Raw genomic sequence first — 24,762 nt, forward strand, 5'->3', positions numbered from 1 at the left:
TTCAACAAAACCTGACGTTTTCCTGCTAGTGAGAACGTTTTGTGATGAAATGAGCAATGTCACGAAGTGTTTTTTTACTTTTAGTATTCGGCAGCTGATCCAGCGCATCGAGCGCTTTTTGTATATATCGGTCAGCCAGAGCCTCTGCTTTAGCACTCCCGCCGCTTTTCTTGATAAGAGCAATTGCCCGTGTAGCATCCCCTTGCCCGTCCGCCTGATGTATGTCCCCGATCTCGCGCAGCAGCTCATCGCGAATGTCTTCCTCCTGCAGGGCGAACAGCACTGGAAGCGTGATATTCCCTTGACGCATATCGCTCCCAGGCGGTTTGCCGATCTGCTTTTCGGATCCGAACAGGTCCAGCAGGTCATCCTGAATTTGAAAAGCCATACCCACGTTATAACCGTAGCTGTACAACAGGCGGCTGACTTCTCTTGGTGCTTCTGCGGCAATCGCTCCAAGCTGGCAGCTGATGGCGATCAGAAGTGCTGTCTTACGGCGGATGCGCAGCAGATAGTTGCGTACGGTCTGCTCACAGTTGAAGAAATCCCGAATCTGCTCCATTTCACCAATGGACATCTGCACCATCGCTTTGGAGAGAATTCGGTGAATTTCCGGATTGCGGAGTTCTGCCGCCATGACAAGAGCCCGTCCGTATATGTAATCCCCGGTGTACATTGCAATTCGGTTATCCCACTGCGCTTTAACCGTTGGTTTTCCCCTGCGGGTCTGGGCATCGTCAATGACATCATCATGCACGAGAGAGGCCGAGTGAATCAGCTCCAGCGGAACGGCAACATGCTTCAGCCGCTCCAGGTCATAATTGCCAAACTTGCCGCCAAGCAGCACAAAAACGGGACGAAGACGCTTCCCGCCGGCCTTAAGCAGGTGAAGCGCCGTCTCATTGACGAGAGGCTCTTCTGCATTAATGCTGCCATACAGCTCCTGCTCAATAAAATCCATATCTCTTTTTAACAAGCCGAAAATGTCTAGTCGTCTCATTCATTCACCCATATCACTGTATTGTCGGACCAGATATCCAGATTCACCTCATGATCCAGCAATCCCATTTCATGGGCATAACGGAAATAGAGGGCTAGTCCCTTCTGTTCCTTCTCTCCAAAATCATAACATAAATTGGTGAAGTATTGCTCCCAATACAGGGCATCCCCTCCAACAGACTCCTGTGCAGCTATTACGACAGGCTGGAGATCGGCAAGACTGAGGCGCTTGCTCTCCCGGAACGCAGCGGCAATCTCGGCTACGGCTTCCGGCTTGTGAAGAGCGGCACTTTTCTGAACTGCCCATACAGCAAAGGTCATACTGTGACCCGTCCAATCTTTCCACACCCTGCCCAGGTCAGTCACAATATAATTATGGTCGCTCCATGAGGCCTTGATGGCATGGTCCCCGATTAGAAGCGCTGCATCTGCGTTCTCCATCATCTTCTCAAGCTCGGGTTCACTGTCAAAATAAGCAGGCTTTCCTTCGAACGCTTTCTCCAATAATATTTTGAGCAGGTTGACTGAAGTAGCCGATGTGTTAGTCAGTGCAATCCGTCCGTTCGCCACTTCCTCTATCGGTTTGCGGGAGAAGAGCAGAATAGACTTCACGTCTCCGTCGGCACTGACCGACAGATCCGGAAGCAGCAGCAGTTTCTCCGAGACCGAAGCATAGGCAAAAGAAGACATGGCACTGATATCAAGCAGACCGGCATGAACCCTGCGGTTCAGCCCGGCCGGTATGTCGGTGACCAGTTCCACGTTATGCAGCCCGGCCGGATCAAAGTAATGAAAAATCGGCCATGCATTGGTGTATTGGATTTTACCAACGGTGGTTATAGAATCAGGTTGCATCATGTTCACTCTCCCCCCATCTTGCAAAAAGATTGTGTTCAATCCGCAGGCTGTCCAGCACCTTCCCTACCAGAAACAGCACCAGGTCATCCATGCTGCGCGGATGGAAATAAAAGGCCGGCATCGCCGGTATGATTTTGACCTGAAGTCTTGCAAGTTTCAGCATATTCTCCAAATGGATGGCGTGCAGCGGCGTTTCACGAGGCACCAGGACCAGCGGTCGCCCTTCCTTCATCATGACATCTGCGGCTCTTGCCATCAGATTGTCGGAAGCTCCGCTGGCGATCGAAGACAATGTGCCCATAGAGCATGGCATCACGATCATTCCCTCCACCAGAAACGAGCCGCTGGCAATTGAAGCGCCGATATCGCTGACAGGGTGGTAAATGAGAGAACCGGGTCGGCCTCCGAACTTGTCGTTCAGGATCCCTTCCCGGTCAGTCACATTCCAATTCATTTCTTCCTTCAGCACACGCCAGCCTGCATTCGAGACGATCAAGTGAACGTCATATCCCATATCCAACAGAGTTTCAGTCAGCTTGATCCCGTAGATCGAGCCGCTTGCGCCGGTAATGCCGACGACAAGCCGTTGGTTGCGGCTGTTCATCAGTAATGCTGCACCACCAAATCAATTAGAGTAAACGAGAACACCACGATGCTCAGTACGCCGTTCAAGGTAAAAAAGGCAGTCTGCAGACGGCTCAAGTCCTTCGGCGATACAATATGGTGCTCGTAGAACAAAATAATGTACGAAATAATCATGCCGATTCCGTACCACCAGCTTAGGTTAGCCGCAAACAGCAGCACTACAAAGCCGATAGCCGTCAGGATATGGAAGAACCGGGCAATCTTAAGTGCACCTTCCAGACCAAAGCGGGCCGGAATAGAATACACTCCTTCCTTCTGGTCAAAGTCAATATCCTGGCAGGCATAAATAATATCGAATCCGGCGGTCCATAAAGCGACCGTAAGATAAAAGACAATAGCTGTCCAATCGATCTGTCCTGTAACGGCAACCCAGCCGCCGAGCGGTGCAAGACCGATCGTCAGACCCAGCACGACATGACACAGCCAGGTGAACCGTTTGGTATACGAATAGAATACCAGCATAAACAAGGCAACCGGGAACAGCTTCAGCGCCAGCGGGCTGAGCTTATAGGAAGCCCAGAACAAAAGGATCAGGCAGACGATCGAAAAGACGATAACCTCGGCAGACTTCAGCAGCCCTGCCGGGATGGCACGTTTGGCTGTCCGCGGGTTCTTGCCGTCAATTACCTGATCAATCATGCGGTTAAATCCGAATGCAGCGCTGCGTGCTCCAAACATGGCCAGAAGCACCCAGCCAATCTGAGCCCAGCTCGGGAGATGTCCGCTGACTACGGCCGAGCCGAGTACAGCGCCCATAAAAGCAAAAGGTAAAGCAAAAACGGTATGTTCTATTTTGATCATTTCCAGAAAGATGCCTATTTTCTTAAACATGCTGATTCTCCTTGATTCCAATATGCAGCGCTGCGATGCCACCCGTCAGAGGATAGGCTTCGACTTGCTGCAAACCGGTTTCACGGAAAATAGCGGCCAACTCCTCTCTTCCAGGGAACGTCACCAGCGAATCGGGAAGCCACTTGTACTGCTCATAACGTTTGGCAAAAAGCTTACCCAGCGATGGCAGTATGTTCTGAAAGTAAAAATAATAAAGACCCTTGAAAGGCTGCCATGTCGGCTTGGACAACTCCAGACAAACTACACGTCCACCTGGCTTCACCACTCGCTGCATTTCTTGAAGTACCTGACGAAGATCAGGCACATTGCGCAGACCGAAGCCAATAGTCGCATAATCAAAGCTGTTATCCTCATAAGGAAGACTCATTGCATTCCCTTGTACAAGCGTAATCTGCTTGCCGCGGGACTGCTGATCGATCTTATACTGTCCAACGTCCAGCATATTGCGGCTGAAGTCCAGGCCAACGATGTGACCACTTTCACTTGCCTGGGCCATGCTAAGCGTCCAATCGCAAGTACCGCAGCATAAATCGATGGCTGTGTCACCCGGCCTCATGTCCATTTTCCTCATGGTTAATTTCCTCCAGGCTTTGTGCCTGCGGAAACTGAGGATATCGTTCATGACATCGTATTTACCTGCAATACTCTCGAACACTTCATGAACAAATTGCTCTTTTGGTTTTGCTTTGTTTGTCCCCATCTCTTCACCTCAACCTTCACGTACAACCGAATGGGATGCATGCAGCAAAACGGTATAGGGGCGGATCGCCTGCAGCAGTTCAGCCTGACCCTCGCTGCCGTGAATATCACGTACCAGCACTTCGATCCTGTCGACGGAACGCTGCAGCTGTTCACGGATTTGGTGACCGACAGCATATTTGGCGACAAGCTTGTCCCATTCCTGCTGATTCATCATTCCCCCGGCCAGCTTACCCTGCTCTTCCTGACTGCCTTGCTCCATGATGATCCAACGCGTATAGCTGAACAGGGAATCGGCAGGCTTCCCGACCGCATCCAGTTCCCCGGCCAGTGTCTCACTGCGGCTGAATTCTTCCAGAAGAAGTTCCCAGATCCGAAGGTCATCATCGTTCATTAGACTGGAAAAAGAAAGAAACAGCTGCATCTTCAGCTGCACCATTTCACGCAAATATGTTTCAGCCTGCATCCATGAACTCGTCATGGCCTTGTAGAGACTCATTTTGCGGGCATTTACCTCACAGACAGCTTCACTCAACCTGGAGATTGCATCAATCTGTCCCGCCTGAGCCAGAAGCTGATAGAAACGGCTGCTGAAATAATCACCGGCCAGCACCTTCAACTGTCTTGACCGCATGTCGCTCTCCGGACGGTTCTCTTTGGCCACATCGATCAGATCATGGGTATCCATAGCCATCTGTACGAGAGAAGTCGACAGTGCGTACAGCTCTTCCTGATTCTGCTGCAGGCTGCTGCGCTCCAGAAAAACAGCCAGAAGCCTTGCTCGGCTGTCCGGCTGGGCAGGCAGATCAGTATGCCGCTGTATCATATCGTATTCTATATATTTGTCTGTAAGTTGATCTACGCGATACGGTTTCATCCTCAGCCTCCGAGCCAATGCATTCTCAACGATTGTCAATGTCATAATCCTGTCTATTATAGCATAACTTTCAGACACACGCGACTTGGTATTCCTTTGTCAAAGGTTCCAATCTCAGGATTCATGAAGACATGTCTTCCGTCTGATTCAGGAACCGGCAAACCGGTAATGCCACAGCGGCGTCACAGCTGCCCTCAGCGTAGACTGCAGCTCCTGCGGAAGCTCTGGATCCTTCCAGGCAGCCAGCTTCTGCAGCGTAGATGGTGAAACTTCGCCTCGCCGCACGTCGGATGCGATCAGCAGATGGCGGGTTCCGGTCCATTCGTCGACACCGTCAATACGCAGCATTAGACGGTTGACGTTATTCGTTCTGTCGAGCGTCAGCTCGATGGCTTTGCAGATCAGCCCGTATGCCTCAGCCGGCGAAGCGGAGGCGCTGCTGATTTTGAGATCAAGCGTAAGAACGTCCTTCTCCCATTCCACCGCTGCGACTGGCAGCCCGGAGCCTGCCAACACATCGACCAGATTTGCGTTACTCAGTGTAATTGTGTTCTGCTGATTCATGACGGTTCTGGCTTCCGCACTATGATTTCGCAAACTTTCTGAGAGAGCATTAAGCAGAAGGACAACCGCCGAGGTTAACAGCAGTGCTCCTGTGAGTATGGTCCAGGGCCTCATCCTATTCCCCCTCCCCCTTACACTGATTAGCTTGTACGCAACAGCAAGGGTCCATACTACATTCTACAACGAAAAAAAGCAGGCTATGCCTGCATTTTTACATATCAGCTATCCGCTTCGATAACGCCGTGCTTGGTGATTACAGTTGCTTTACCCCGAATTTTGACAGCGGATGTATGTTCAGTAAACTGCGCAATCAGCACTTCCCCTTTGCCCAGCTTCTCCGTATGATGAAAACGGGTATCCTGGCCGCGGGTCATCCCGATGACCTGAACGCCATTGTCATGTGCCTTAACTACAAAAATATCTCCATTCATCTCATTTTCCATCATGTTACCTCCTGTCTCTGCTCATCTCATCCTCGTGTATCATGCCGGTGCACAATATCCGGCTTCAATAGTTAACATAAAAAGGCCGTGAACATCAAATGGTCACGGTCTTTTTGGGCAATGGAATATGTAGAAATCTTATTTAATTCCGTCTTTGAGCGCTTTACCTGGTTTGAATGCAGGGATTTTGCTCGCAGGAATTTCGATTTCTTCTCCTGTTTGCGGGTTACGGCCTTTACGGGCGGAACGTTCGCGCACTTCAAAGTTACCAAAACCCACCAGCTGCACTTTGTCTCCACTCTGCAGAGCACCGGAGATAGCCTCAAACACAGCATCTACCGCTTTGGTTACGTCCTTTTTGGACAGCTCAGTCGTTTCAGAAACCTGATTGATCAAATCGGATTTGTTCATGTATATTCACCTCCTGCCTAATTTTACATTCCCGAATGGTCCGGGCCAAATATATCCGGTAAGTCAAGAATATATTTAGACGTGTTAACTTTGTTGCCGTTTTACCGCAGTTTATACGTGATTATGCTTATTTTAGCTGATATTACCCAAAATGGCATAACACACTAAGGCGCGGAACAAGATTTATAGTAATACAGACCCGGTACAATTTCAAGTGCGGCAGCATTTGAACAGCAAAAAGCCACAGAGAGCGCGGCTCTCTGCGGCTTACCAAGGCCATCCGCCGGCGGACCGGCGCAGCATTACAGGATGATGGCGATCAGACCGCCTGATCCTTCGTTGATGATACGGCCCAGTGTTTCCTGAAGCTTGTATCTCGCATTGTCCGGCATCATGGCGATTTTGCCCTGGATACCCTCTCGGACGATGGAGTGAAGCGAGCGACCGAACATATCAGATTCCCAGATTTTAATCGGGTCATTCTCAAAGTCCTGTACCAGATAGCGTACCAACTCTTCACTTTGCTTCTCTGTTCCAATGATCGGAGCAAATTCGGACTCCACATCAACCCGAATCATATGAATAGACGGTGCTGTTGCTTTGAGTCTGACACCGAACTTAGTTCCATGACGTATGAGCTCCGGCTCATCCAGCGCCATTTCGGCTAGAGAAGGGGCTGCGATCCCGTAACCGGTCGTTTTCACCATCTCAAGCGCTTCAGCGAAGCGGTCATATTCACGTTTGGCATGCGTGAACTCCTGCATCAGCTGCAGCAGATGATCTTTACCGCGAATCTCCATACCGACCACTTCCACCAGGATTTGGTCATAGAGCTCATCAGGGGCGTACAGGTCAATCTCCGCCACACCTTGACCCATGTTCATGCCGCTGAGACCGGCACGGTCGATAAAGTCATATTCCACAAACTGGGACACGACGCGGTCAACATCACGGAGTCTGCGGATATCCTTAACGGTATCACGTACCGAATTCTCGTAGTTGCTGCGAAGCCAGTGATTCTCGTTCAGCACCATCACCCAGCTCGGGAGATTCACGTTTACCTCATGTACCGGAAATTCGTAGAGAACTTCGCGCAGAACACCGGTCACATCTTCTTCCGACATGGTTGCTGCACTGAGTGTCATTACCGGTATGTCGTATTTGGCGGCAAGTTCACTGCGCAGCTGGAGAGCTTCCTCACTCTTTGGGCGGGTTGAGTTAATGATGAGAACAAACGGTTTGCCGACCTCTTTGAGCTCCTCAATGACACGCTCTTCTGACTCGACGTATGAGCTGCGCGGAATCTCGGCAATGGAGCCGTCCGTAGTAACCACGACCCCAAGTGTGGAGTGCTCCTGAATGACCTTGCGAGTGCCGATTTCAGCAGCCTCCTGGAATGGAATCGGGTCCTCGAACCAAGGCGTCGAGATCATTCTCGGTCCGTTCTCATCTTCATAGCCTTTGGCACCTTCCACAGCGTAACCGACACAATCGACGAGACGGACATTGACCTCCAGCCCTTCCGTTACCTTGATCTGCACCGCACTATTCGGTACAAATTTGGGTTCGGTTGTCATGATCGTTTTGCCGGCTGCACTCTGTGGCAGCTCATCTACGGCTCGTACCCGGTCTGCTTCATTCGTAATGTTCGGCAGAACGATCGTTTCCATAAATCTCTTAATAAACGTTGATTTGCCCGTACGGACTGCGCCGACGACCCCCAGATAAATATCCCCTCCGGTGCGCTCGGCAATGTCCTTGAAAATGTCTACTTTCTCCAATGAAATCCCCTCCTCAAATGGTTCCGAAGGAAAAATGCTTTTAAGAGCATCCGCTTCGTGTTCAATCAGAAGACTTGATCCCTAAAGGCGGTAGAACAGCCTTTTGAATGCCCGGAAGTCGTCCGCCGCCAAAATTTGTAATCTGATAAAAACGGCGAGAGCGGCGTTAACTCGTACATGCATTTGGACTGGTATCATCATATGTATTCGGAATGAACAATATGACGGTTTTCTCCCGACGGTACATGCACCGCCCTAGTGTCCATCCCCTTCTTCGCTGCTTCCACAGAGGAATATATGAGCGGAAATGCGAAAGTATGATTGAAAAAATGATTGTAGACGTGCACGAAAAACCCTCTTCGGGCAGTTCTCTCCCGGAAGAGGGTTTCATTCAACCGTATGCTGTTACCCGGTTACCATAATGTATCTTCCTGCTGCTGCTCCAGCTGCTTGCGCACTGCTGCCTTCAGCCGGTCCTCAGGAACTTCAACGGTCAGGGATTCTCTGATTTTTGCCTGACAAGACAGTCTGATCCCGTCTTTAACCGATCCCCCAAGCTTCAGAAGCTCTCCTGGAGACGGCGGTGATACTTTATCCGACATTCCGTCAGGCAGCTTCACTTTGCACATCAGACAGCCCATTTTGCCGTCACATCTCGTCTGGATAGGAACAGCCGCTCTGCGTGCAGCCTGTAAGACCGTTGTGTCCTTCTTCACTTGGGCCTGCTTGCCAGCGGGCAGGAATGTGATTGAATATGCCATAAGGGGCCTCTCTTTCTTCATCAAGCTGCAGGACCGTTGTCCTTCAGCTTAACAAGGATTCCAGAAGTTTGCACTGCTTGACTGTCATACTGTTACGCCGCTGGATCAGATCCAGAACAGGACGATGCGCCTGGAGATCTGATTTCATTGTCGCAGCTATCGGCTCATAACGGTCTTCTCGGCCGCGGAAGATGTTGAATATCAATTCATGGCTCAGGGGAGTCAGATAAATACGAGCCTCGTCAAGAAGCAGACAGGGTGCGTACGGTATCAGCACATGCTCTACCTCCATACGGTATGACGCATCTGGCGGCAGTACCTGAAAATCCCCAACCAGCTCTACGGAAAAGCGATGAACCTGATAATGACTCAGCAAAGAGGAGTAAATTCCGTTCCGATCCTGCAGCTGCACATCTGTCATCCTTCCAGGAGGCTTCAGATGCAGCTTTTTGGCCATTTCCATATCCGCATATACATCAATATCCCTTGGAGGCTCCGCCAGCTCAACACCCTGTACAAGCAGACTCGTACTGCCTCCGACCACCCAGCTGTACTCTGGATCACCCCATGTTTCATGCAGCGTTCTCAGCCCTTCAGCCAAATCCTCTTGTTTGCGAAGCTGTTCAGGCGCTTGAAATGACTTCATAATGATGTCCCCGCCCTCTATTTTGATTTTTATGCTTTTTACAAGTATACCATTATGTAAACAATTACGCTGTTCAGACAAACAGACAAAAATACCCCCGGATCTTGATCCGGAGGCATCTGGAGCTGAAACCTTATTTCTTCATCATCATTTTCATCAGCGCTTCCATATTAGACGGGTTAATACCGCTCTTTTTGACCGTGCTGATAATGCTCTTGATCGTATCTTCCGATACCGGCACATTGGCCATCGCGGATACCTGTTTAATCAGCTGCCGCAGCTGTGCTTCACTCTGAAGAGTCTCAGGCTTCACGGTGCTGGCCAGCTTTTTCACAGCATTCTCACTGATGGTTTTACCGCTTTTCTTATTAATGGCTTTCAGCGCATCCTTCGAAAAGTCTTTGCTCAACTGTTCTCCCTCCTCCGGCATTGCTCTCCTTAATGTATGAGACAATGACGGTAAAGGTGAATGAGCTGTTAGGAATGCCACTGCTCCCAGGTCTGGAGCGGCATGACTTCCATTTCGGTCTTTGGATCACGGCCCATTAGAGCCTCAACAGCTGTACGGACATCCTTTTGCTCGAACAAGACTTTATACAGCTGCTCGGCAATTGGCATCACGACCCCGAATTTAAGCGAAATGGAGTGTGCGGCTTTGGTCGTACGGATTCCCTCTACAACCATCCCCATCGATTCCAGCACTTCTTCAAGAGGCTGTCCTTCGCCCAGCAGTTTGCCTGCACGCCAGTTGCGGCTGTGATGGCTGGTTGCAGTTACCACAAGATCGCCGATCCCGGCAAGACCGGCAAAAGTCAACGGATTCGCACCCATTTCTACACCGATCCGGCTGATCTCGGCCAATCCCCGTGTCAACAGCGCTGCCTTAGCGTTATCTCCGAAGCCAAGACCGTCGGACATACCTGCACCCAAAGCGATAATGTTCTTAAGAGCTCCTGCTAGCTCTACGCCGACCAGGTCACGATTAGTGTACACCCGGAAATAGGAGTTCATAAACAGATCCTGCGCAGCAGCAGCAGCTTTGTCATTCAGAGAAGCCACGACTACGGTTGTGGGAGCACGCCGGACTACCTCCTCAGCATGGCTCGGACCAGACAGAACAACGATATCGCCTTCCTGGCAGTCTAATTCTTCGGCGATAACGGTCGACATCCGCTTGAGGCTTTCCGTCTCAAACCCTTTAGTCGCATGCACGATCAGCATATCTTTTCTGTAATATTCCTTCAGCTGTTGGGCAACCTGTCTTGCTGCAGATGAAGGTGCAACGATAATCACTGCTTTGGCCCCGTCCACCGCCTGTCCCAGCTGCGTTGTCGCTGTCAGATTCGGAGCCAGAACCGTACCGGGAAGATATTGGCCGTTCGTATGGCGTTCGTTAATCTCTGCAGCCTGTTCTTCTTTTCGAGTCCACATCACTACGTTTAATCCGTTATAGGCCAGAACGCTGGCAAGCGCTGTTCCCCAGCTGCCAGCTACGAGTACTGCAACCTTGTCAGACAACTCGCTTCTCCCCCTTGTTACCCAGCTTATTTTCCTTGCCATGGATCAGCTTTTTGATATTCGTCCGGTGACGCCAAATTGCAAACACACAGATAATCAAAGCGGCCCAAAACAGGGTCAGCGGATAAGTAGGGAGCATCAGCAGAATGGCGGGTGTCAAAATGACGAATATCAGAGACCCCAGCGAAACGTAACGGGTAATAAAGATCGAAATAATTGCAATGATACCGGCATACAGTGCCGGCAGGAAACAAAGCGTTGCCAGAACGCCGATCGCGGTTGCAATGCCCTTTCCTCCGCGAAAGCGGAAGTAGATGGGCCAGTTGTGACCGATAATGGCTGCAATCCCGCACAGCGCCGGAATCCACAAGGAATCGCCGCCCAGCCATTTTCCAAGCCATACCGCGGCAATACCTTTGAGGACATCAAGCAGCAGCACCAGAATCGCGGGACCCTTTCCCAGTACTCTCAAAGTATTCGTAGCCCCGGCGTTGCCGCTTCCATGATGACGGATATCAATGCCCTTCAGCATTTTGGCTAACAAAACACTGAAGCTGACCGATCCCAAAAAATAGCTGATCACTATTGCTACAATCTTCAAAGTCACTTCGTTCTCCCCTAACTTTCGTCAGACTTGCGCCGTGTGAAGATCCGAATCGGCGTCCCTTCAAAATCAAAGGCGGCCCGGATCTTGTTCTCCAGGTAGCGTTCGTAGGAGAAATGCATTAATTCCGGATCGTTAACAAACACCACCATGGTAGGCGGCTTGACCGATACCTGTGTTACATAGTTAATCCGCATTCGGCGGCCCTTGTCCGTCGGAGGCGGGTTAATGGCTACCGCGTCAGAGACTACATCATTCAAAAGGTGGGTCTGTACACGCAAGGCATGCTGCTCAGATACGTGTTGGACCACAGGAAGAAGCTTCTGGAGACGCTGCTTCGTCTTGGCGGACAGGAAAACGATCGGTGCATACGTCATAAACAGGAAATGGTCACGGATTTTGGTCTCAAACTGGTGCATCGTCTTGTCATCCTTTTCGACAACATCCCATTTGTTGACAACGAATAGCGACGCCTTCCCTGCTTCATACGCATAACCCGCAATATGCTTGTCCTGTTCAATGATACCTTCTTCACCGTTAATAACTACTAAAACCACATCAGCACGTTCAATGGCACGCATGGCGCGCATCACACTGTACTTTTCGGTGGTTTCATATACCTTGCCGCGTTTGCGCATGCCCGCGGTATCGATCAGTACGTAACGCTGGCCGTCACGTTCAAACGGGGTATCAATAGCATCCCGTGTTGTGCCCGCAACATCGCTGACGATGACGCGCTCTTCCCCCAGAATGGCGTTGACGAGAGAAGATTTGCCTACGTTCGGACGGCCGATCAGCGCCACACGAATGACATCTTCATCATATTCGTCTTCTTCCGGTACAGGAAGATTGTTCGTGATGCTATCCAACAGATCGCCGACACCGGTCCCGTGGCTGCCGGAGACTGCAATCGGATCTCCGAAGCCAAATCCGTAAAATTCATAAATCAAGTCATGCCGCTCAAGGTTGTCTACCTTGTTAACGGCTACAATAATCGGTTTACCTGAGCGGTACAGCATCTGTGCCACTTCTTCATCGGATTGGGTAACCCCGGCTTTAGCATCGCACATGAAGACGATAACGTCAGCTTCCTCAATTGCTAATTCAGCCTGCATCCGGATTGATTTGAGCATCACGTCTTCACCGTCGATCTCAATTCCTCCAGTATCAATCACGCTGAATGATTTGCCGTTCCATTCGGCGATGCCGTAAATACGGTCGCGCGTAATACCCGGCTTGTCTTCCACGATGGCCAGGCGATCCCCGATAATCCGGTTGAATATAGTTGACTTCCCTACATTCGGCCGGCCGACGATGGCCACTACGGGTCTTGCCATAAAAGCACTCCTCCTGTCAATTCTTACGATTCTCATCATAGCAAAAAATAAACTGCTTGGGTACTATACCTCTATCATGCAGTATTAACTTTTTTGCAGGTGCTTAACAACAAAAGAAAAGGCGAACCCTCTGGGTCCGCCGATGGTGTTTGTTAAATGTAATAAACTAGTCGTGAAAGGCTCACTTGAATTTGCTGAGTTTATCACCGAAACGCTCGCCAAGAGTAACACTCATACCTTGGTTGCTCAGGGATACGTTCGGGTTATTCAGTTCTTCTTTTTTAGGAGCGCGTTCACGAGCTGGTCTTTCAGCACGTGGTGCCTGTGCAGGAGCTTCTTCTGTTTCCTTGATGCTCAGGCTGACACGTTGTTCGGAAGGGTTGAAGTCAAGAATTTTAACCTGAACTTCTTGTCCTTCTTTCAGCACTTCATGTGGAGTACCGATATGGGAATGGGAGATCTGGGAAATATGAACCAAACCTTCAACTCCTGGAGCGATTTCCACGAATGCACCGAAATCAACAAGACGTTTTACTTGGCCTTTAACAATGTCGCCATTGTTGAAGCCGGAAGCTGCAGTTTCCCATGGACCTGGCTGTGCAGCCTTGATGCTCAAGCTGATTTTGCCTTTTTCCGGATCAACTTTCAGCACTTTCACTGTCACTGTATCTCCTTCAGACAGTACATCGGAAGGTTTGGCAACATGTGTCCAAGCAATCTCGGATACGTGAACCAGACCATCAACGCCGCCTACATCAACGAAAGCGCCGAATTGAGTCAAACGTTGAACAGTACCTGTAATTTCCTGGCCTTCTTTCAGTTCGGCCATTACCTTCTGCTTGTTGGCTTCAAACTCCTGCTCCAGGACGTCTTTAGCGGAAAGGATCACCTTGTTGTTCTCACGGTCAAGCTCTTTCACCTTAACGCGAAGTGTGCGGCCTTTGTAATCGCTGAAGTCTTCAACGAAATGGCGCTCAACCATGGATGCCGGGATAAATCCGCGTACGCCCACGTCTGCTACGATACCGCCTTTAACGACATCAGATACAGTCACTTCGAATACTTCATTGTTGTCAAAACGCTGCTGCAATACTTCCCAAGCATTTTCGCTGTCGATTGCACGTTTGGACAGTACCAGTCTTTCTTTGTCATCGTCGATGCTGACCACTTTCAATTCCACTTCCTGGCCAACCTGAACCACGTCAGCTGCGTTGTCTACTTGAACAGAAGACAATTCGCGAACCGGAACAACACCGTCATATTTATATCCAATGCTTACTACAGCTTGGTTATCTTCCAATTTGACGATCGTTCCTTTTACCGTATCCCCTTTTTTCAGAGCTACGAATTGGTCCAATGCATCTTGATTTGCCGTTTCGGCAACTTCTTGATTTTTAGTTTCTTCCGACATGTCAATACCCTCCTCGATTCAAAACCCCATTTATTTAAACCTGCGTATAGCAGAGTTCAAAACATTATTAACCTATTTTGCTGGGCAGGACTTCAGCCTGTTTAGCTTTCCATGAAATTATAATGTTCATGCAGTGCATTAATCCAGGGTCGGTTGTCCTGTTTCTTTCATGATTTTAATTCTAGACATAATTTTGTCTGTTGCCAACTCCAGCGGATCTCCTTCCATGTCCCGGGATTTAAATTCCTCAAGACTGACAGGAGCACCATAAATGACTTTGATCTTACGAAAGACTTTATAATTGCCGATAACAGCTACAGGAATAACAGCCGCACCGCTGCGAAGCGCAAAGCTGGCTGCTCCCTTCTTGCCGATGCCGGCACCGCGGGAACCTTCCGGAAAAATCCCCATCACCTTGCCTTCACGAAGGATCGTAATGGCCAGTTTGATGGATTCTTTGCTGACACCGCCGCGCTTGACCGGAAAAGCCCCAAGACGCTCAATCAGCCAGCCCAACACCGGTACTTTGAACAATTCTGCTTTCGCCATAAAATGGACTTTACGGTCAAGCAAAATCCCGACGGTAGGTGGGTCAAAATTGCTGATATGATTGGAGCAGAGCATAACGCCGCCTTCCTTAGGGACGTTCTCCTTACCGACAGCTTCCAGGCGGAACAAAATGGCGTAAATTAACCGAAGCACATTCCTGCAAAAGACGTAAATCATGACCGGTTCTCTCCATCCCTCGCGGCTCTGCAATAAGCGGCAATGGTTTCAACGACCTCCGGGATACTCATGTGAGTCGTATCGAGCACAATTGCGTCCTCACTGCATCGAAGCGGTGAAATTTCTCTTTCTTCATCCAGCTTGTCACGGTTGGCTATGTCCTTCTCCAACTGCTCCAGTGTAATGTCAAAAGAGTCTCCCAGCTCCTTGAAGCGGCGTAGAGCGCGTTCCTGAACGCTGGCGGTCATAAAAATTTTGACTTCCGCATCAGGCAGCACCGTAGTGCCAATGTCGCGGCCATCCATGACAACGCCTTTCCTCAAAGCCATTTGGCGCTGGTTCTGCACCAAGTGTGTTCGCACGCTCTCTATGGAGGCATAAAGCGACACCACATTGGTCACCTCCAGTGAACGAATCACTGTTGTTACATCTTCACCGTTACAATAGACTTTCTGTCCTCCGGCATCAGGGACCAGATCAATCACCAAATTCTTAACATGATGTTCGACCTCTTCAACATGCTCAGGCAGAATATCGTTCCTGATCATATACCAGGAGACCGCCCTGTACATGGCTCCGGTGTCTATGTACACATACTCCAGAGCTTCGGCTACCTTACGGGCAACCGTACTTTTCCCCGCGCCGGCAGGTCCGTCTATTGCCACGTTGATGTTCCCGTTACTTGCTGTCTTCTGGCTTGACAACGGGGTCATTCCTCCTCAAAGCTCATCCTCATTAAAAAAGCAGGCATTGCCTGCGACGTGAAAATTATACCACACTCTATACAGTGATGCAAAAATGTATCCAAATGCCTTAAGCGTTTCGTGTTTCCAATTGCCGCTCAAAACAATATTTAATCACTTTTTGTCTCTCTGCATCTTTGATGTCAGTAAATTTAAGCATGACGATAGCAGGACCGGCCTCCTGGTCCTGTATACGGACAACTTCACCCTCAAACGGCATATGTTCAACGGTCCCGTTCCGGTAGTTAATCAAAAGCCAGCAGGACAAGGGCTGACCCTCGGTCAGAGGGTGCCTCGAATCTCCATAGAATGATAAACCGCCTCCGCTAACATCCCGGGTCCGCGCCAGAAAGCGTGTAAAATCATGATGGAATTTAACCGCAATCTCAAGCGAAGCATTTACCCGAAGAAAGCCGCGGCGCTGAAATGCTGTAATTCCTTCCGGTTCCGGCTTGCGGATGCGGACCAGCTGGATCTGGTCTTCCAGGAAGCCCAGCACATAGGAGTTAAAATAACTCTTCTTGCCGTCTGCCGATATGTAATAAATGGATAACTCTTCCCCCAGGTGCAGTCTTTTCTGACGCCCATTCTCCTGGCTGAACGGGATCTCGATCAACAAGCTGTCTTCCTTCATTTCGGCTACTCTTGATTTGAACTCTTCTTTTGGCTCCTGCGTTTCAGCAGAAGCAAGCTGCAGATACAGCATTTCATTTACTTTTGGATACATCCCCACACCTGCCTTAACCTACCTGATCTTGTACTGGATGAATAATAGTCCGATTATACCATGACTTCCCACCTGATAAATATAAAAAAAAGCTCTCAAAAGAGAGCTTTTTTGAGTATGAACTCAAACACATCATCCATTACATCTTCGCCAGTGCTTTGCTGCTGCGAATTTCTTCCACGGATTCTTCCTGCCCGTTATCTGCATTGATAAAGATTTTGTATTTTGTACCGTTGATACCGCCTCCGAATTCATAACAGAGCACCTCAGTGGACAAATCATTCTTGATCAGGGCCATCCGGTGGTATAGCTCCTTGAAATCCGGATTCAAATATCCGCGGGCAGCCTTGAGATCCAGCTTTGGTTTCGGCATCTTCCGATCCTGCTTCAGCTGGTAAACATAATCACTCGACTGGAAGCCGGTAACCTCACCATTGTCCAGCCCCACCCGTACGGTCATTTTCTCAGGGTATACAATCACGTCCCCCAGTTTACGGGCATATGTGAAGTTGCCGATGTTGCCATATTCATCATACGATACCGCCGTCATTCCCGGGTAGCCCTTCTGCTCGAGAAAACGGTCGGCTCTTGACTGTGCGGTTCGACGGTCAACTTGTTTGGCGCCAATCTCTCTGCGGTTCTCATAGGAAATGAGTTTGCCGCCCTTGCGGGTAAAGTCCATTGAATAAGCGGTACGGCCGCGGTCCTGGACGGAAGCGGTGTAGGAGGCCCACTCTGTCCCTTTCCCCTGCTCAGTGACACGTACATTCTGTTTATTGGCACCGGCAAATTCCGCAGCCTTCTGCTGGATTTGTTCCGCTGACTCGGGTGCTGCATCCAACTTTTTGACAGAACGTTTGTCATAAATGCTGGCGATCGTCGGTCCCCAGTCGAGCTCCGAATATTGGGTTACTTTCTTGTCAACGGTCTTAAATCCGTCAATGATGGTGTTATCCGCCTGCTTGTGTTCGGAGGCCATAGCCATCTCGACATCCATCCAGCGCAGATTGTTGCTGATAACTTTACTCTGCACCTGCTGCAGATCTTTGGTGATCTGGTCTGAACTCGAATAAAGAGACTTCAGATTCTTGATCTCACGCTCGCTCAACGGCTCTTTGGTCAGGTCTCTGACCGACGTCTGATACGCAAAATTTGAAATCCGGGACAAAAAGTCTTCCGCATGATTAAAAGGCATGAGCGTCAACGGCAGCTGATTTATTTCGTTCTGCGCCTCACTTGTCAGCCGCCATACGTTCATCAGACTTTTGCGGTGCATACCCTGCGAGGTGGTATTGACCGCCAGCGTGTTGCCGAGTTCAGAATGAAGGCGGTCCATATGATAAGACAAATCATGAAACGCACGCTGATATTGGTTCTCCGCCTTGATCAGCACAGAGTTCTTTTCCTGGTTCTCACGATAACCCCAGACCAATGCGCCGATTAAAAACAGCGTCATGACCGGGAACAAAACCGCACTTAAACGTTTATACAAGATTAGCTCCCCTTTCTTCTGGTACACTGCCCTTATTGTGACAAGAAGCGGGGAGTCTTATTCATGGGTTAGAGAACCGTTTCCTCAATCTCAAAGTGATCGCGATTATCGCACAGGCACTGCTTGAATCCCGTTTCAATCGTTCCATGTTCTTTACGGCCGCGCAGGACGAAGCGCTCTCCGCAGCGCTTGCAGCGAATCATGACTTTTACACGCAAAAAAGGCACCTCCGTTCATCATGGGTTATAGACCTTCATGATAGAACAGTGTGCCCATTTTCTTACAAGTTAACCTCTTCCTCCCGCTTCACAAAACGGAACGGCGAACGGTTATTAGCTCTTCTAACTTTACCCATGCCTGTATACCACAGACCGGCCATCAACGGAACGGCGAACCATACCCAATAATGGGTCATCGTGTTCAATATCAAATCGTAGATACCGTGCCAGAACATCGGAAAGACGAGGGACACAATAATAAAATAGCGTGTTTTACGTCCTTGGCTGAATTTGGCCCTTCCCAGGTAGTATCCCATCATGACACCAAACATCGCATGACCGGATACCGGCAGCAGAGCTCTCATCAGCATATACCCGAACGAGGCATGGCCTGCAAAAGCATACATGATATTCTCCACAGTCGCGAAACCGAGCGAGATCGCGACAGAATATAATATACCGTCGTACGGCTCATCAAATTCCGTGTGATTATAAATTATATGGTACAGAACGAACCATTTGAAAAACTCTTCTACACCGGCAGATATCCCCACCGAAGAGATCAAAGGATGATCCCCAAGCCACAAGGTTAATCCCCGCTGAAGAATCATCACAGGCAGAACCACCAAAAATCCCAGGAGGAAGACCTTGACGACCATATGAAGCGGTTCTGAGTCATACCGGTCCTTCAGATAAAAATAAGTCAGCAGGGCGAGGCCCGGAGCAACTGCCGCTGTAATTATGGAAAACAAAAGCAACGAACACTCCTCCTCATATCACCCTAAAATGTATACCATCACTATACCACAAAACATGCCGCAAAACAGAAGAAGACGGTCTGCACAAGCAGAACTTCTGCAGACCGTCTTCAGGTTATTCTATTATCCCTGGCGGCTGAAATGGGTGCAGAGCACTTCGACAGCCTGTTCCGGCATAACCACTTTCCCGTATTCCTCAAGTACCGCAGGTGTAACCGAGGTTCCTTCCCCGAATTCGGCCAGCAGCGCAATCAATGCTGCATGTTTGCTCTCCTCCACCTCATCCGGTTCAAGATATAGAATCCATTTTCCTTTGTAATGATACAGCTTGCCGGCATTGGTCACATGATCATGAAGCATATGCGCAGCCTCTATCAGCACCTCGAAATCGTTAAATGCATATACAATGGAGTCGCTCGTTTCAAGCGTTACTTCCATCTCATAAACTTCTTCAGGCAACTCATCTTCAGCGCCCGATCCGTATCGTTGCTGATCGTATTTTCCGCGGGTCACAATAACGACCATTCCCTGAGCAGGCAGTGCGAAAACTTCTACAGCCAAAGGTCCTGTCGCGTCAAAGCCCAATTCACTGTAGGCCTGGTCCATCATTTCTGTAAACAGTTCATGAACCTTAGGTATTTCTTGCCACATATCGTCTTTTTGGATGCCACGCTCGCTCAGGTCGTCAAAAGTCAGGAAAATCCGTATCTTATCTTGGCCTAGTCTTTCTATTTTCATACAGGATCCTCCCCTTAACAACCAAGTAATATAATAAAATATGATGCCTAAATAGCATGTGTGAAGAAAATGGTTCTATGTAGTTATGTTATCATTTTATACCCACAAATGCACGTAATAAAATCGTTTTAAAAAAAGAATCACCTATCTTTTCACAGGGAAGAGATAAATGATTCTCAAGGCTGACTTCCGGTTTACAAACCAGGTATGGCTGTGTGAGTATCCTTCAGGATAGCTTCAACTTCTTTTTTAACGTCAGGGTTGGTACGGATAAAATCTTTCAGCATGCGGAAGTTGGCTTCCTTGTCACGGATCGTTGACTTGTGGTCGATCTGAGCAGCATTATGCTGGCGGGAGTTATTTTCTCCGTCCTTCAATTTGTCCGTCATGGAGCCCATTCCCGGAAAAGCAGCATCCATGACTGTGTTTTTCGCTTGGTTGACCATCTGTCCCACCGAATTTCCACCCTTGGAGCCTGAGGAGAACAGGGAAAAATTACGGCGCTGCATCATCGTTTGGGCTGCTGCACCAACAACCAGACCCAGAAAAAATGAAGAAGTCTTCACATTTATTACCTCCTTCTATGATAGAATCGAGTTTAGTGTTCGCGGAAACATCCTAACTCATGCGGCATAAAAACAGGAAAGCGAGATGAAATCATGGGTAAAAAGACAGCGGCCATGCTTCTCGCCGCCAGCTTGACACTAAGTGCTTGCGGCTCGGCCGGAACTTCAGAGATCAGCGGGGATTCTGCAGCCTCTCCTGACAGCAGCACTTCATCTTCATCAAACTCTGTTTCACCCGGCAATTCAACAGCAGGCCAGCCAGCTAATGATTCCGGCAGCAAGGATCAGGACCAAGCCTCATCCAAAGGATCCGCCAATCAAACCACTTCTGGGAGCAATCCAGACAGCCCTGCAGCCAGCTCAGACGTCAGCCAGAACCAGGAGACAACAGCCTCAACACCAGCACAAACGGAAATCAAGTATCATATGAACAAGGTCTATAATATCGTTCCTAACGAGGAAGGTACTGAGAAAAAAGTTGTTCTGCTGACCTTCGACGATGGCCCGAAAGAAGCCGAAATGATCAACCAGATCATTGATACGCTGGACAAGCATAAGGCGAAAGCCATCTTTTTCGTAAATGGTTACCGGGTCAAAAGCCATCCTGAGCTGCTTAAGCTGATCCAGAAGCGCGGTCAGGTTATCGGCAATCACAGCTGGGATCATATCGTTCTAAAGGACCAGTCCGAGGCGGAAGTCCGCCATCAGATTGAAGATGTCCAAAAAATAATTAAGGAAGTAACCGGGAAGACCCCCGTATTCTTCAGACCCCCACATGGGGCGGGCGGTGACATCGGACGTAAAGTGGCCAAGGAGAACGGCCTGCTCTATATGACCTGGTCCAACGGCTCGCTCGATTGGGAGATGAAAGCCAAGGATCCCAATAAATCCGAGGCCATCATCAAAAATGTCATGGATCAGCTCCATCCGGGGAGCAACATCCTGATGCACGAACTTCCCTGGACGGCCGAGACGCTTGATCAGCTGCTGACCAAGCTTGAGCAGAAAGGGTACAGCTTCGTTGATCCTAACAGCATTGATGCTTCCAAGCAGCCCTGACCCACAAAGAAAGGCGCATCTGCATGCAGATGCGCCTTTCTTTGTCCTTTAGAACCAATCCCAAAATGTGCTGAGCGGCGGAGCCCCCTGAAACCCCCACCAGAACAGGCCGATGGTCAGCAGCACGAATAAAAAACTTAATGTATTCAAAAACCAGCGGCTCAGGCGAAGTCTGCGTGAAGGAAACATCTCGGCACGCGTCAGCAGCTCCTCTTCCTCCTCGGGGGTGCGGCGCGCATCTTCAGTGGAAGCCGCCTTGGCTCTGCGAGCCTGCGCTGCCCTGCGGCTTAGACTGGCTGCTGATGCATCCAGCGACGTTTTCTCCCGAACCTTCGAACGCTCCTTTGTACTCTCCTGTGTCACTTCTGCTGATTTTTTCCGTCCGCTGCGGCGCTGCGAACCATATTTCTGCATTCTGCTCAATTCCTGATTCATGCTTCCCTCCGAAACCGTATTGCCAAGCCTGAAATCAGATCAATGGCAAAGTGGCACAAGATCGGCGCCCACAAACTGCCTGTAACATAGTAAATATATCCCAGACCGCAGCTGCTGAGAAATACCCAGCCTGTGGGCAGCCAGTGACGCAAGTAACGGATATGAATGACTGCAAATATAATGCTGGTCCAATATATACCGAATGCATACTGAATGGCACCCCGGAAGAGCAGCTCCTCACAGATGGCCACCACTGCAGCAATCAGAATAATGTGCCATACCGGCCGGTTCCGGAATAACAGCTCGTTAATCCCGCCATCGTCCATGGCGTCCTGCGGCATAACACGGGACAAGAGCATATCCACCAGCAGCATAACTGCCGCAAGACCAAGCCCCCATAGTATAAACTCCGTGCTTTCTGGCAAATGCAGCACAAAAAGCGGATTACGCCTCTGCAGCAGCACCCATACCAGACCCACTACCAAAGTAATGCCTTGAGTTAGATACAGATTGATGAGCAGCAGACGGTCTGTAAGCTCACCTGCTTCAACCTGTCCCATTTTGACCCTCTTAAATCTGGATTTTTTCATATTATGTCTGTCCTCTGCTTAGTATACTATAGAATCATAGCCAAAAAACGTGCCCCATTCAAGTGCTCGAAGGCCTTATTCCAACCCATCAAGGCGTTTCAACCCCGTCCTGAATCCTATTGACATGGTCATGTAAGGCATGATACATTATGAAAAAATTACGCAAAAGCGATGAAGGAAACCAGACTGCACGATGTCTTCAGAGAGCCGGTGGGTGGTGCAAATCGGCGGCAAAAGGCAAGTCTTAAGCATTCCAGAGTTACTGTACCGAATTCAGTAGGTTCAGTCGGTTGACCTCCGTTACCAGTCGGTCAGATTGACCATGAGGCTGCTGCTGTAAAGCTGCGGCGAATTAGGGTGGTACCACGAGCAACTCTCGTCCCTTACTACGGAGATAGTATGCGGATTGAGAGTTTTTTTGCTGCCATTTTCCTGTAGGCCAACCGGTAAAGCTCGAACGCTGCACTTTGATTCTCTGGTGCATTACCGCACACACGCGCTATTGGGCGCAAGCATGACTCTCTTCTATTAGGTTGTTCGGCAGAGCCGCTTTTCGCGGCATTGCCCCTATTATATAGCTTAACATTCAAGGAGGAAGAAACCATGTTTAAAGTGTTAGTATCCGATCCGATCAGTGATCTGGGAATTCAGAAGCTGATGGACGCCGAAGATGTGAGCGTAGAGAAAAAAACAGGGCTCACGGAAGATGAATTGGTACAGATTATCGGTGAGTATGACGGACTGCTCGTTCGAAGCCAGACCCGCGTGACCGAGAAAATCATGGAAGCAGGCAAAGGACTGAAAGTAATCGGCCGTGCAGGTGTAGGTGTGGATAACATCGACCTGGAAGCAGCAACCAAGCGTGGAATCATCGTTATCAATGCACCGGACGGAAATACAATTACCACCTGTGAGCATACCTTCGCTATGATGATGGCACTCGCCCGTCATATCCCGCAGGCTTATGCCAAGACCATTCATGGGACATGGGACCGCAAATCCTTCCTGGGAGTGGAGCTCCGCAACAAGACGTTGGGCGTCCTCGGCATGGGCCGGATCGGCAGCGAGGTAGCCAAGCGTGCAAAAGCATTCGGCATGAATGTTCTTGCGTTTGACCCTTTCCTTACTGAAGAACGTGCAGAAAAACTTGAAGTAAAGCTTGCGAGCGTAGACGAGATTATCCGCCAGGCCGATTTCATGACCGTGCATACCCCGTTGACCCCGGAAACCCGGCATATGATCGCACGCCCGCAGTTTGAGGTGATGAAAAAAGGCATGCGTATCATCAACTGTGCACGAGGCGGCATTATCGACGAGCTGGCTTTGGTTGAAGCTATTGATGAGGGGATTGTAGCCGGAGCAGCTTTTGACGTGTTCGAGCATGAACCGCCTGCTTCCGATCACCCGTTCCTGACTCATCCGAAAGTAATCGTGACTCCTCATCTGGGTGCATCCACTGTGGAAGCACAAGAGAATGTCGCCATCGACGTATCCGAACAGGTGCTTCATATTCTCCGGGATGAGCCGTTCGTGAATGCCGTTAATATGCCGCCGGTATCTTCCAGTGTCATGAGTAAGCTTCAGCCTTATTTTGGATTGGGCGAGAAGCTGGGGAGTTTTGCTGCACAGATCACAGCGGATGCAGTCAGTGAAATTCTGATAGACTATGCTGGAGACCTGTATGACGTGGATACACAACCGCTGACCCGATATATCCTGAAGGGCATCCTGCAGCGTCATCTTGGCAGCGACGTCAATATCGTCAACTCCATGCATCTTGCCAAAGCACGCGATCTTAATTTTGTCGTCACGAAAACACCTAAAACCAAAGGCTTTACAAACCGGATTACCGTGACATTAAAAACACAAAGCGGCAAAAACCGTCTCGTGGCAGGCACTCTGCTCCCGGGTTACGGCGAGCGGATTGTACAGCTGGATGAATTCCCGGTCGATGCCGCTCCGGAAGGCCATCAAATTCTGATCTCCCATAATGATAAACCTGGCATTATCGGACGTGTCGGCACCCTGCTGGGCAAAAATGATGTTAACATCGCATCCATGCAGGTAGGCCGTAAAATTATCGGCGGTGAAGCCATCATGATTCTGACGGTCGATAAAGCCGTACCAAAAGAAGTATTGATCGATCTGACCGGACTGGAAGAGTTAAACACTGCTTCGGAAATCGTACTATAATCATTCTATATCCTGCTCATGTTCCACGCAGAACAATATTTTACGGAAGACTTCAACAAAAAACGTCCCCGCACGACTTCGTGCAGGGACGTTTTTTTGTATTTTGTGCCG

General features: G+C 49.5%; 29 protein-coding genes and 1 other annotated feature. Of the genes, 2 read left to right on the forward strand and 27 right to left on the reverse strand.

Annotated elements, in window-relative coordinates:
• Positions 1–25: 25 nt before the first annotated feature.
• From Q5741_RS01445 to Q5741_RS01565, 25 genes are all read right to left on the reverse strand, one after another.
• On the reverse strand, positions 26–1,000 hold the full coding sequence (locus tag Q5741_RS01445; protein WP_305022261.1) for a polyprenyl synthetase family protein: 975 nt from the start codon (positions 998–1,000) through the stop codon (positions 26–28).
• The gene (locus Q5741_RS01450) at positions 997–1,857 is read right to left on the reverse strand and encodes a menaquinone biosynthetic enzyme MqnA/MqnD family protein (RefSeq protein ID WP_305022262.1); all 861 of its coding nucleotides are present in this window, start codon (positions 1,855–1,857) and stop codon (positions 997–999) included. The genes Q5741_RS01445 and Q5741_RS01450 overlap by 4 nt, the downstream gene beginning before the upstream one ends.
• Positions 1,844–2,461, reverse strand: a complete 618-nt coding sequence (locus Q5741_RS01455) for a UbiX family flavin prenyltransferase (RefSeq protein ID WP_305022263.1) — start codon at positions 2,459–2,461, stop codon at positions 1,844–1,846. Before Q5741_RS01455 ends, Q5741_RS01450 begins: the two co-directional genes overlap by 14 nt.
• Positions 2,461–3,333 carry a UbiA-like polyprenyltransferase gene (locus tag Q5741_RS01460; RefSeq protein WP_305022264.1) on the reverse strand — a complete coding sequence of 291 codons (873 nt, stop codon included), beginning with the start codon at positions 3,331–3,333 and terminating at the stop codon, positions 2,461–2,463. Before Q5741_RS01460 ends, Q5741_RS01455 begins: the two co-directional genes overlap by 1 nt.
• Complete coding sequence (locus tag Q5741_RS01465; RefSeq protein WP_305022265.1) at positions 3,326–4,054, reverse strand: demethylmenaquinone methyltransferase; 729 nt, start codon at positions 4,052–4,054, stop codon at positions 3,326–3,328. The genes Q5741_RS01460 and Q5741_RS01465 overlap by 8 nt, the downstream gene beginning before the upstream one ends.
• 9 nt (positions 4,055–4,063) lie before the next feature.
• Entirely contained in the window at positions 4,064–4,930 is an 867-nt protein-coding gene (locus tag Q5741_RS01470) for a heptaprenyl diphosphate synthase component 1 (RefSeq protein WP_305022266.1), read from the reverse strand.
• Positions 4,931–5,077: 147 nt separating this feature from the next.
• Positions 5,078–5,608: a hypothetical protein gene (locus tag Q5741_RS01475; protein ID WP_305022267.1), complete on the reverse strand. Its 531-nt coding sequence runs from the start codon at positions 5,606–5,608 to the stop codon at positions 5,078–5,080.
• Between the two features lie 104 nt (positions 5,609–5,712).
• Positions 5,713–5,937, reverse strand: coding sequence for a trp RNA-binding attenuation protein MtrB (gene mtrB / locus Q5741_RS01480; protein WP_305022268.1), 225 nt, complete (start codon positions 5,935–5,937; stop codon positions 5,713–5,715).
• A gap of 138 nt (positions 5,938–6,075) precedes the next feature.
• The gene (locus Q5741_RS01485; protein WP_305022269.1) at positions 6,076–6,348 is read right to left on the reverse strand and encodes an HU family DNA-binding protein; all 273 of its coding nucleotides are present in this window, start codon (positions 6,346–6,348) and stop codon (positions 6,076–6,078) included.
• A 302-nt stretch (positions 6,349–6,650) separates the two neighbouring features.
• A complete protein-coding gene (spoIVA, locus tag Q5741_RS01490; protein ID WP_305022270.1) occupies positions 6,651–8,129 on the reverse strand; it encodes a stage IV sporulation protein A in 1,479 nt (492 codons plus the stop codon).
• 413 nt (positions 8,130–8,542) lie between these two features.
• Positions 8,543–8,890 (reverse strand): 2Fe-2S iron-sulfur cluster-binding protein, encoded by a 348-nt coding sequence (locus Q5741_RS01495; RefSeq protein WP_305022271.1) that lies wholly within the window; start codon positions 8,888–8,890, stop codon positions 8,543–8,545.
• A gap of 43 nt (positions 8,891–8,933) precedes the next feature.
• Positions 8,934–9,536, reverse strand: coding sequence for a nucleotidyltransferase family protein (locus tag Q5741_RS01500; protein WP_305022272.1), 603 nt, complete (start codon positions 9,534–9,536; stop codon positions 8,934–8,936).
• 133 nt (positions 9,537–9,669) lie between these two features.
• Positions 9,670–9,945, reverse strand: coding sequence for a stage VI sporulation protein F (locus tag Q5741_RS01505; RefSeq protein WP_305022273.1), 276 nt, complete (start codon positions 9,943–9,945; stop codon positions 9,670–9,672).
• A gap of 68 nt (positions 9,946–10,013) precedes the next feature.
• Complete coding sequence (locus Q5741_RS01510; protein ID WP_305022274.1) at positions 10,014–11,054, reverse strand: NAD(P)H-dependent glycerol-3-phosphate dehydrogenase; 1,041 nt, start codon at positions 11,052–11,054, stop codon at positions 10,014–10,016.
• Positions 11,047–11,661, reverse strand: a complete 615-nt coding sequence (gene plsY / locus Q5741_RS01515) for a glycerol-3-phosphate 1-O-acyltransferase PlsY (protein ID WP_305022275.1) — start codon at positions 11,659–11,661, stop codon at positions 11,047–11,049. Before plsY ends, Q5741_RS01510 begins: the two co-directional genes overlap by 8 nt.
• An 11-nt stretch (positions 11,662–11,672) precedes the next feature.
• On the reverse strand, positions 11,673–12,995 hold the full coding sequence (der, locus tag Q5741_RS01520; RefSeq protein ID WP_305022276.1) for a ribosome biogenesis GTPase Der: 1,323 nt from the start codon (positions 12,993–12,995) through the stop codon (positions 11,673–11,675).
• A 181-nt stretch (positions 12,996–13,176) separates the two neighbouring features.
• Positions 13,177–14,406: a 30S ribosomal protein S1 gene (gene rpsA / locus Q5741_RS01525; protein ID WP_305022277.1), complete on the reverse strand. Its 1,230-nt coding sequence runs from the start codon at positions 14,404–14,406 to the stop codon at positions 13,177–13,179.
• 138 nt (positions 14,407–14,544) lie between these two features.
• On the reverse strand, positions 14,545–15,132 hold the full coding sequence (locus tag Q5741_RS01530) for a lysophospholipid acyltransferase family protein (RefSeq protein ID WP_305022278.1): 588 nt from the start codon (positions 15,130–15,132) through the stop codon (positions 14,545–14,547).
• A complete protein-coding gene (gene cmk, locus Q5741_RS01535; protein ID WP_305022279.1) occupies positions 15,129–15,836 on the reverse strand; it encodes a (d)CMP kinase in 708 nt (235 codons plus the stop codon). Before cmk ends, Q5741_RS01530 begins: the two co-directional genes overlap by 4 nt.
• 109 nt (positions 15,837–15,945) lie before the next feature.
• Positions 15,946–16,602, reverse strand: coding sequence for a flagellar brake protein (locus Q5741_RS01540; protein WP_305022280.1), 657 nt, complete (start codon positions 16,600–16,602; stop codon positions 15,946–15,948).
• A 139-nt stretch (positions 16,603–16,741) separates the two neighbouring features.
• Positions 16,742–18,094, reverse strand: a complete 1,353-nt coding sequence (gene ypeB, locus Q5741_RS01545; protein ID WP_305022281.1) for a germination protein YpeB — start codon at positions 18,092–18,094, stop codon at positions 16,742–16,744.
• 68 nt (positions 18,095–18,162) lie between these two features.
• A complete protein-coding gene (locus Q5741_RS01550; RefSeq protein ID WP_305022282.1) occupies positions 18,163–18,312 on the reverse strand; it encodes a hypothetical protein in 150 nt (49 codons plus the stop codon).
• 62 nt (positions 18,313–18,374) lie between these two features.
• The gene (gene prsW, locus Q5741_RS01555; RefSeq protein WP_305022283.1) at positions 18,375–19,070 is read right to left on the reverse strand and encodes a glutamic-type intramembrane protease PrsW; all 696 of its coding nucleotides are present in this window, start codon (positions 19,068–19,070) and stop codon (positions 18,375–18,377) included.
• A 123-nt stretch (positions 19,071–19,193) separates the two neighbouring features.
• Positions 19,194–19,808 carry a genetic competence negative regulator gene (locus Q5741_RS01560; RefSeq protein WP_305022284.1) on the reverse strand — a complete coding sequence of 205 codons (615 nt, stop codon included), beginning with the start codon at positions 19,806–19,808 and terminating at the stop codon, positions 19,194–19,196.
• A 194-nt stretch (positions 19,809–20,002) separates the two neighbouring features.
• Entirely contained in the window at positions 20,003–20,374 is a 372-nt protein-coding gene (locus Q5741_RS01565) for a hypothetical protein (protein ID WP_305022285.1), read from the reverse strand.
• Positions 20,375–20,467: 93 nt separating this feature from the next.
• On the opposite strand from Q5741_RS01565, the gene Q5741_RS01570 reads away from it, so the two are divergent.
• Positions 20,468–21,433: a polysaccharide deacetylase family protein gene (locus Q5741_RS01570; protein WP_305022286.1), complete on the forward strand. Its 966-nt coding sequence runs from the start codon at positions 20,468–20,470 to the stop codon at positions 21,431–21,433.
• Between the two features lie 48 nt (positions 21,434–21,481).
• Here the strand turns inward: Q5741_RS01570 and Q5741_RS01575 are convergent, their stop codons facing one another.
• Together Q5741_RS01575 and Q5741_RS01580 are read right to left on the reverse strand one after the other, a co-directional pair.
• The gene (locus Q5741_RS01575; RefSeq protein ID WP_305022287.1) at positions 21,482–21,868 is read right to left on the reverse strand and encodes a hypothetical protein; all 387 of its coding nucleotides are present in this window, start codon (positions 21,866–21,868) and stop codon (positions 21,482–21,484) included.
• On the reverse strand, positions 21,865–22,458 hold the full coding sequence (locus tag Q5741_RS01580) for a CPBP family intramembrane glutamic endopeptidase (RefSeq protein WP_305022288.1): 594 nt from the start codon (positions 22,456–22,458) through the stop codon (positions 21,865–21,867). The genes Q5741_RS01575 and Q5741_RS01580 overlap by 4 nt, the downstream gene beginning before the upstream one ends.
• A gap of 162 nt (positions 22,459–22,620) precedes the next feature.
• Positions 22,621–22,845 (forward strand) — a binding site (T-box leader).
• A gap of 216 nt (positions 22,846–23,061) precedes the next feature.
• On the opposite strand from Q5741_RS01580, the gene serA reads away from it, so the two are divergent.
• A complete protein-coding gene (gene serA, locus Q5741_RS01585) occupies positions 23,062–24,651 on the forward strand; it encodes a phosphoglycerate dehydrogenase (protein WP_305022289.1) in 1,590 nt (529 codons plus the stop codon).
• The last annotated feature ends 111 nt before the right edge of the window (positions 24,652–24,762 follow it).

The organism is Paenibacillus lacisoli, assembly GCF_030580655.1.
Lineage (GTDB): Bacteria > Bacillota > Bacilli > Paenibacillales > Paenibacillaceae > Paenibacillus > Paenibacillus lacisoli.

Excerpts from the sequence above, each read along its gene's own strand:
- Q5741_RS01580 (WP_305022288.1), bottom strand. The coding sequence starts at position 22,458 with ATGAAAAAATCCAGATTTAAGAGGGTCAAAATGGGACAGGTTGAAGCA.
- Q5741_RS01455 (WP_305022263.1), bottom strand. The coding sequence starts at position 2,461 with ATGAACAGCCGCAACCAACGGCTTGTCGTCGGCATTACCGGCGCAAGC.
- Q5741_RS01530 (WP_305022278.1), bottom strand. The coding sequence starts at position 15,132 with ATGATTTACGTCTTTTGCAGGAATGTGCTTCGGTTAATTTACGCCATT.
- der (WP_305022276.1), bottom strand. The coding sequence starts at position 12,995 with ATGGCAAGACCCGTAGTGGCCATCGTCGGCCGGCCGAATGTAGGGAAG.
- Q5741_RS01460 (WP_305022264.1), bottom strand. The coding sequence starts at position 3,333 with ATGTTTAAGAAAATAGGCATCTTTCTGGAAATGATCAAAATAGAACAT.
- Q5741_RS01500 (WP_305022272.1), bottom strand. The coding sequence starts at position 9,536 with ATGAAGTCATTTCAAGCGCCTGAACAGCTTCGCAAACAAGAGGATTTG.
- rpsA (WP_305022277.1), bottom strand. The coding sequence starts at position 14,406 with ATGTCGGAAGAAACTAAAAATCAAGAAGTTGCCGAAACGGCAAATCAA.
- Q5741_RS01540 (WP_305022280.1), bottom strand. The coding sequence starts at position 16,602 with ATGTATCCAAAAGTAAATGAAATGCTGTATCTGCAGCTTGCTTCTGCT.
- Q5741_RS01560 (WP_305022284.1), bottom strand. The coding sequence starts at position 19,808 with ATGAAAATAGAAAGACTAGGCCAAGATAAGATACGGATTTTCCTGACT.
- Q5741_RS01465 (WP_305022265.1), bottom strand. The coding sequence starts at position 4,054 with ATGGGGACAAACAAAGCAAAACCAAAAGAGCAATTTGTTCATGAAGTG.
- serA (WP_305022289.1), top strand. The coding sequence starts at position 23,062 with ATGTTTAAAGTGTTAGTATCCGATCCGATCAGTGATCTGGGAATTCAG.
- Q5741_RS01445 (WP_305022261.1), bottom strand. The coding sequence starts at position 1,000 with ATGAGACGACTAGACATTTTCGGCTTGTTAAAAAGAGATATGGATTTT.
- Q5741_RS01485 (WP_305022269.1), bottom strand. The coding sequence starts at position 6,348 with ATGAACAAATCCGATTTGATCAATCAGGTTTCTGAAACGACTGAGCTG.
- Q5741_RS01575 (WP_305022287.1), bottom strand. The coding sequence starts at position 21,868 with ATGAATCAGGAATTGAGCAGAATGCAGAAATATGGTTCGCAGCGCCGC.
- Q5741_RS01450 (WP_305022262.1), bottom strand. The coding sequence starts at position 1,857 with ATGATGCAACCTGATTCTATAACCACCGTTGGTAAAATCCAATACACC.
- Q5741_RS01470 (WP_305022266.1), bottom strand. The coding sequence starts at position 4,930 with ATGAAACCGTATCGCGTAGATCAACTTACAGACAAATATATAGAATAC.
- mtrB (WP_305022268.1), bottom strand. The coding sequence starts at position 5,937 with ATGGAAAATGAGATGAATGGAGATATTTTTGTAGTTAAGGCACATGAC.
- Q5741_RS01570 (WP_305022286.1), top strand. The coding sequence starts at position 20,468 with ATGGGTAAAAAGACAGCGGCCATGCTTCTCGCCGCCAGCTTGACACTA.
- Q5741_RS01495 (WP_305022271.1), bottom strand. The coding sequence starts at position 8,890 with ATGGCATATTCAATCACATTCCTGCCCGCTGGCAAGCAGGCCCAAGTG.
- Q5741_RS01475 (WP_305022267.1), bottom strand. The coding sequence starts at position 5,608 with ATGAGGCCCTGGACCATACTCACAGGAGCACTGCTGTTAACCTCGGCG.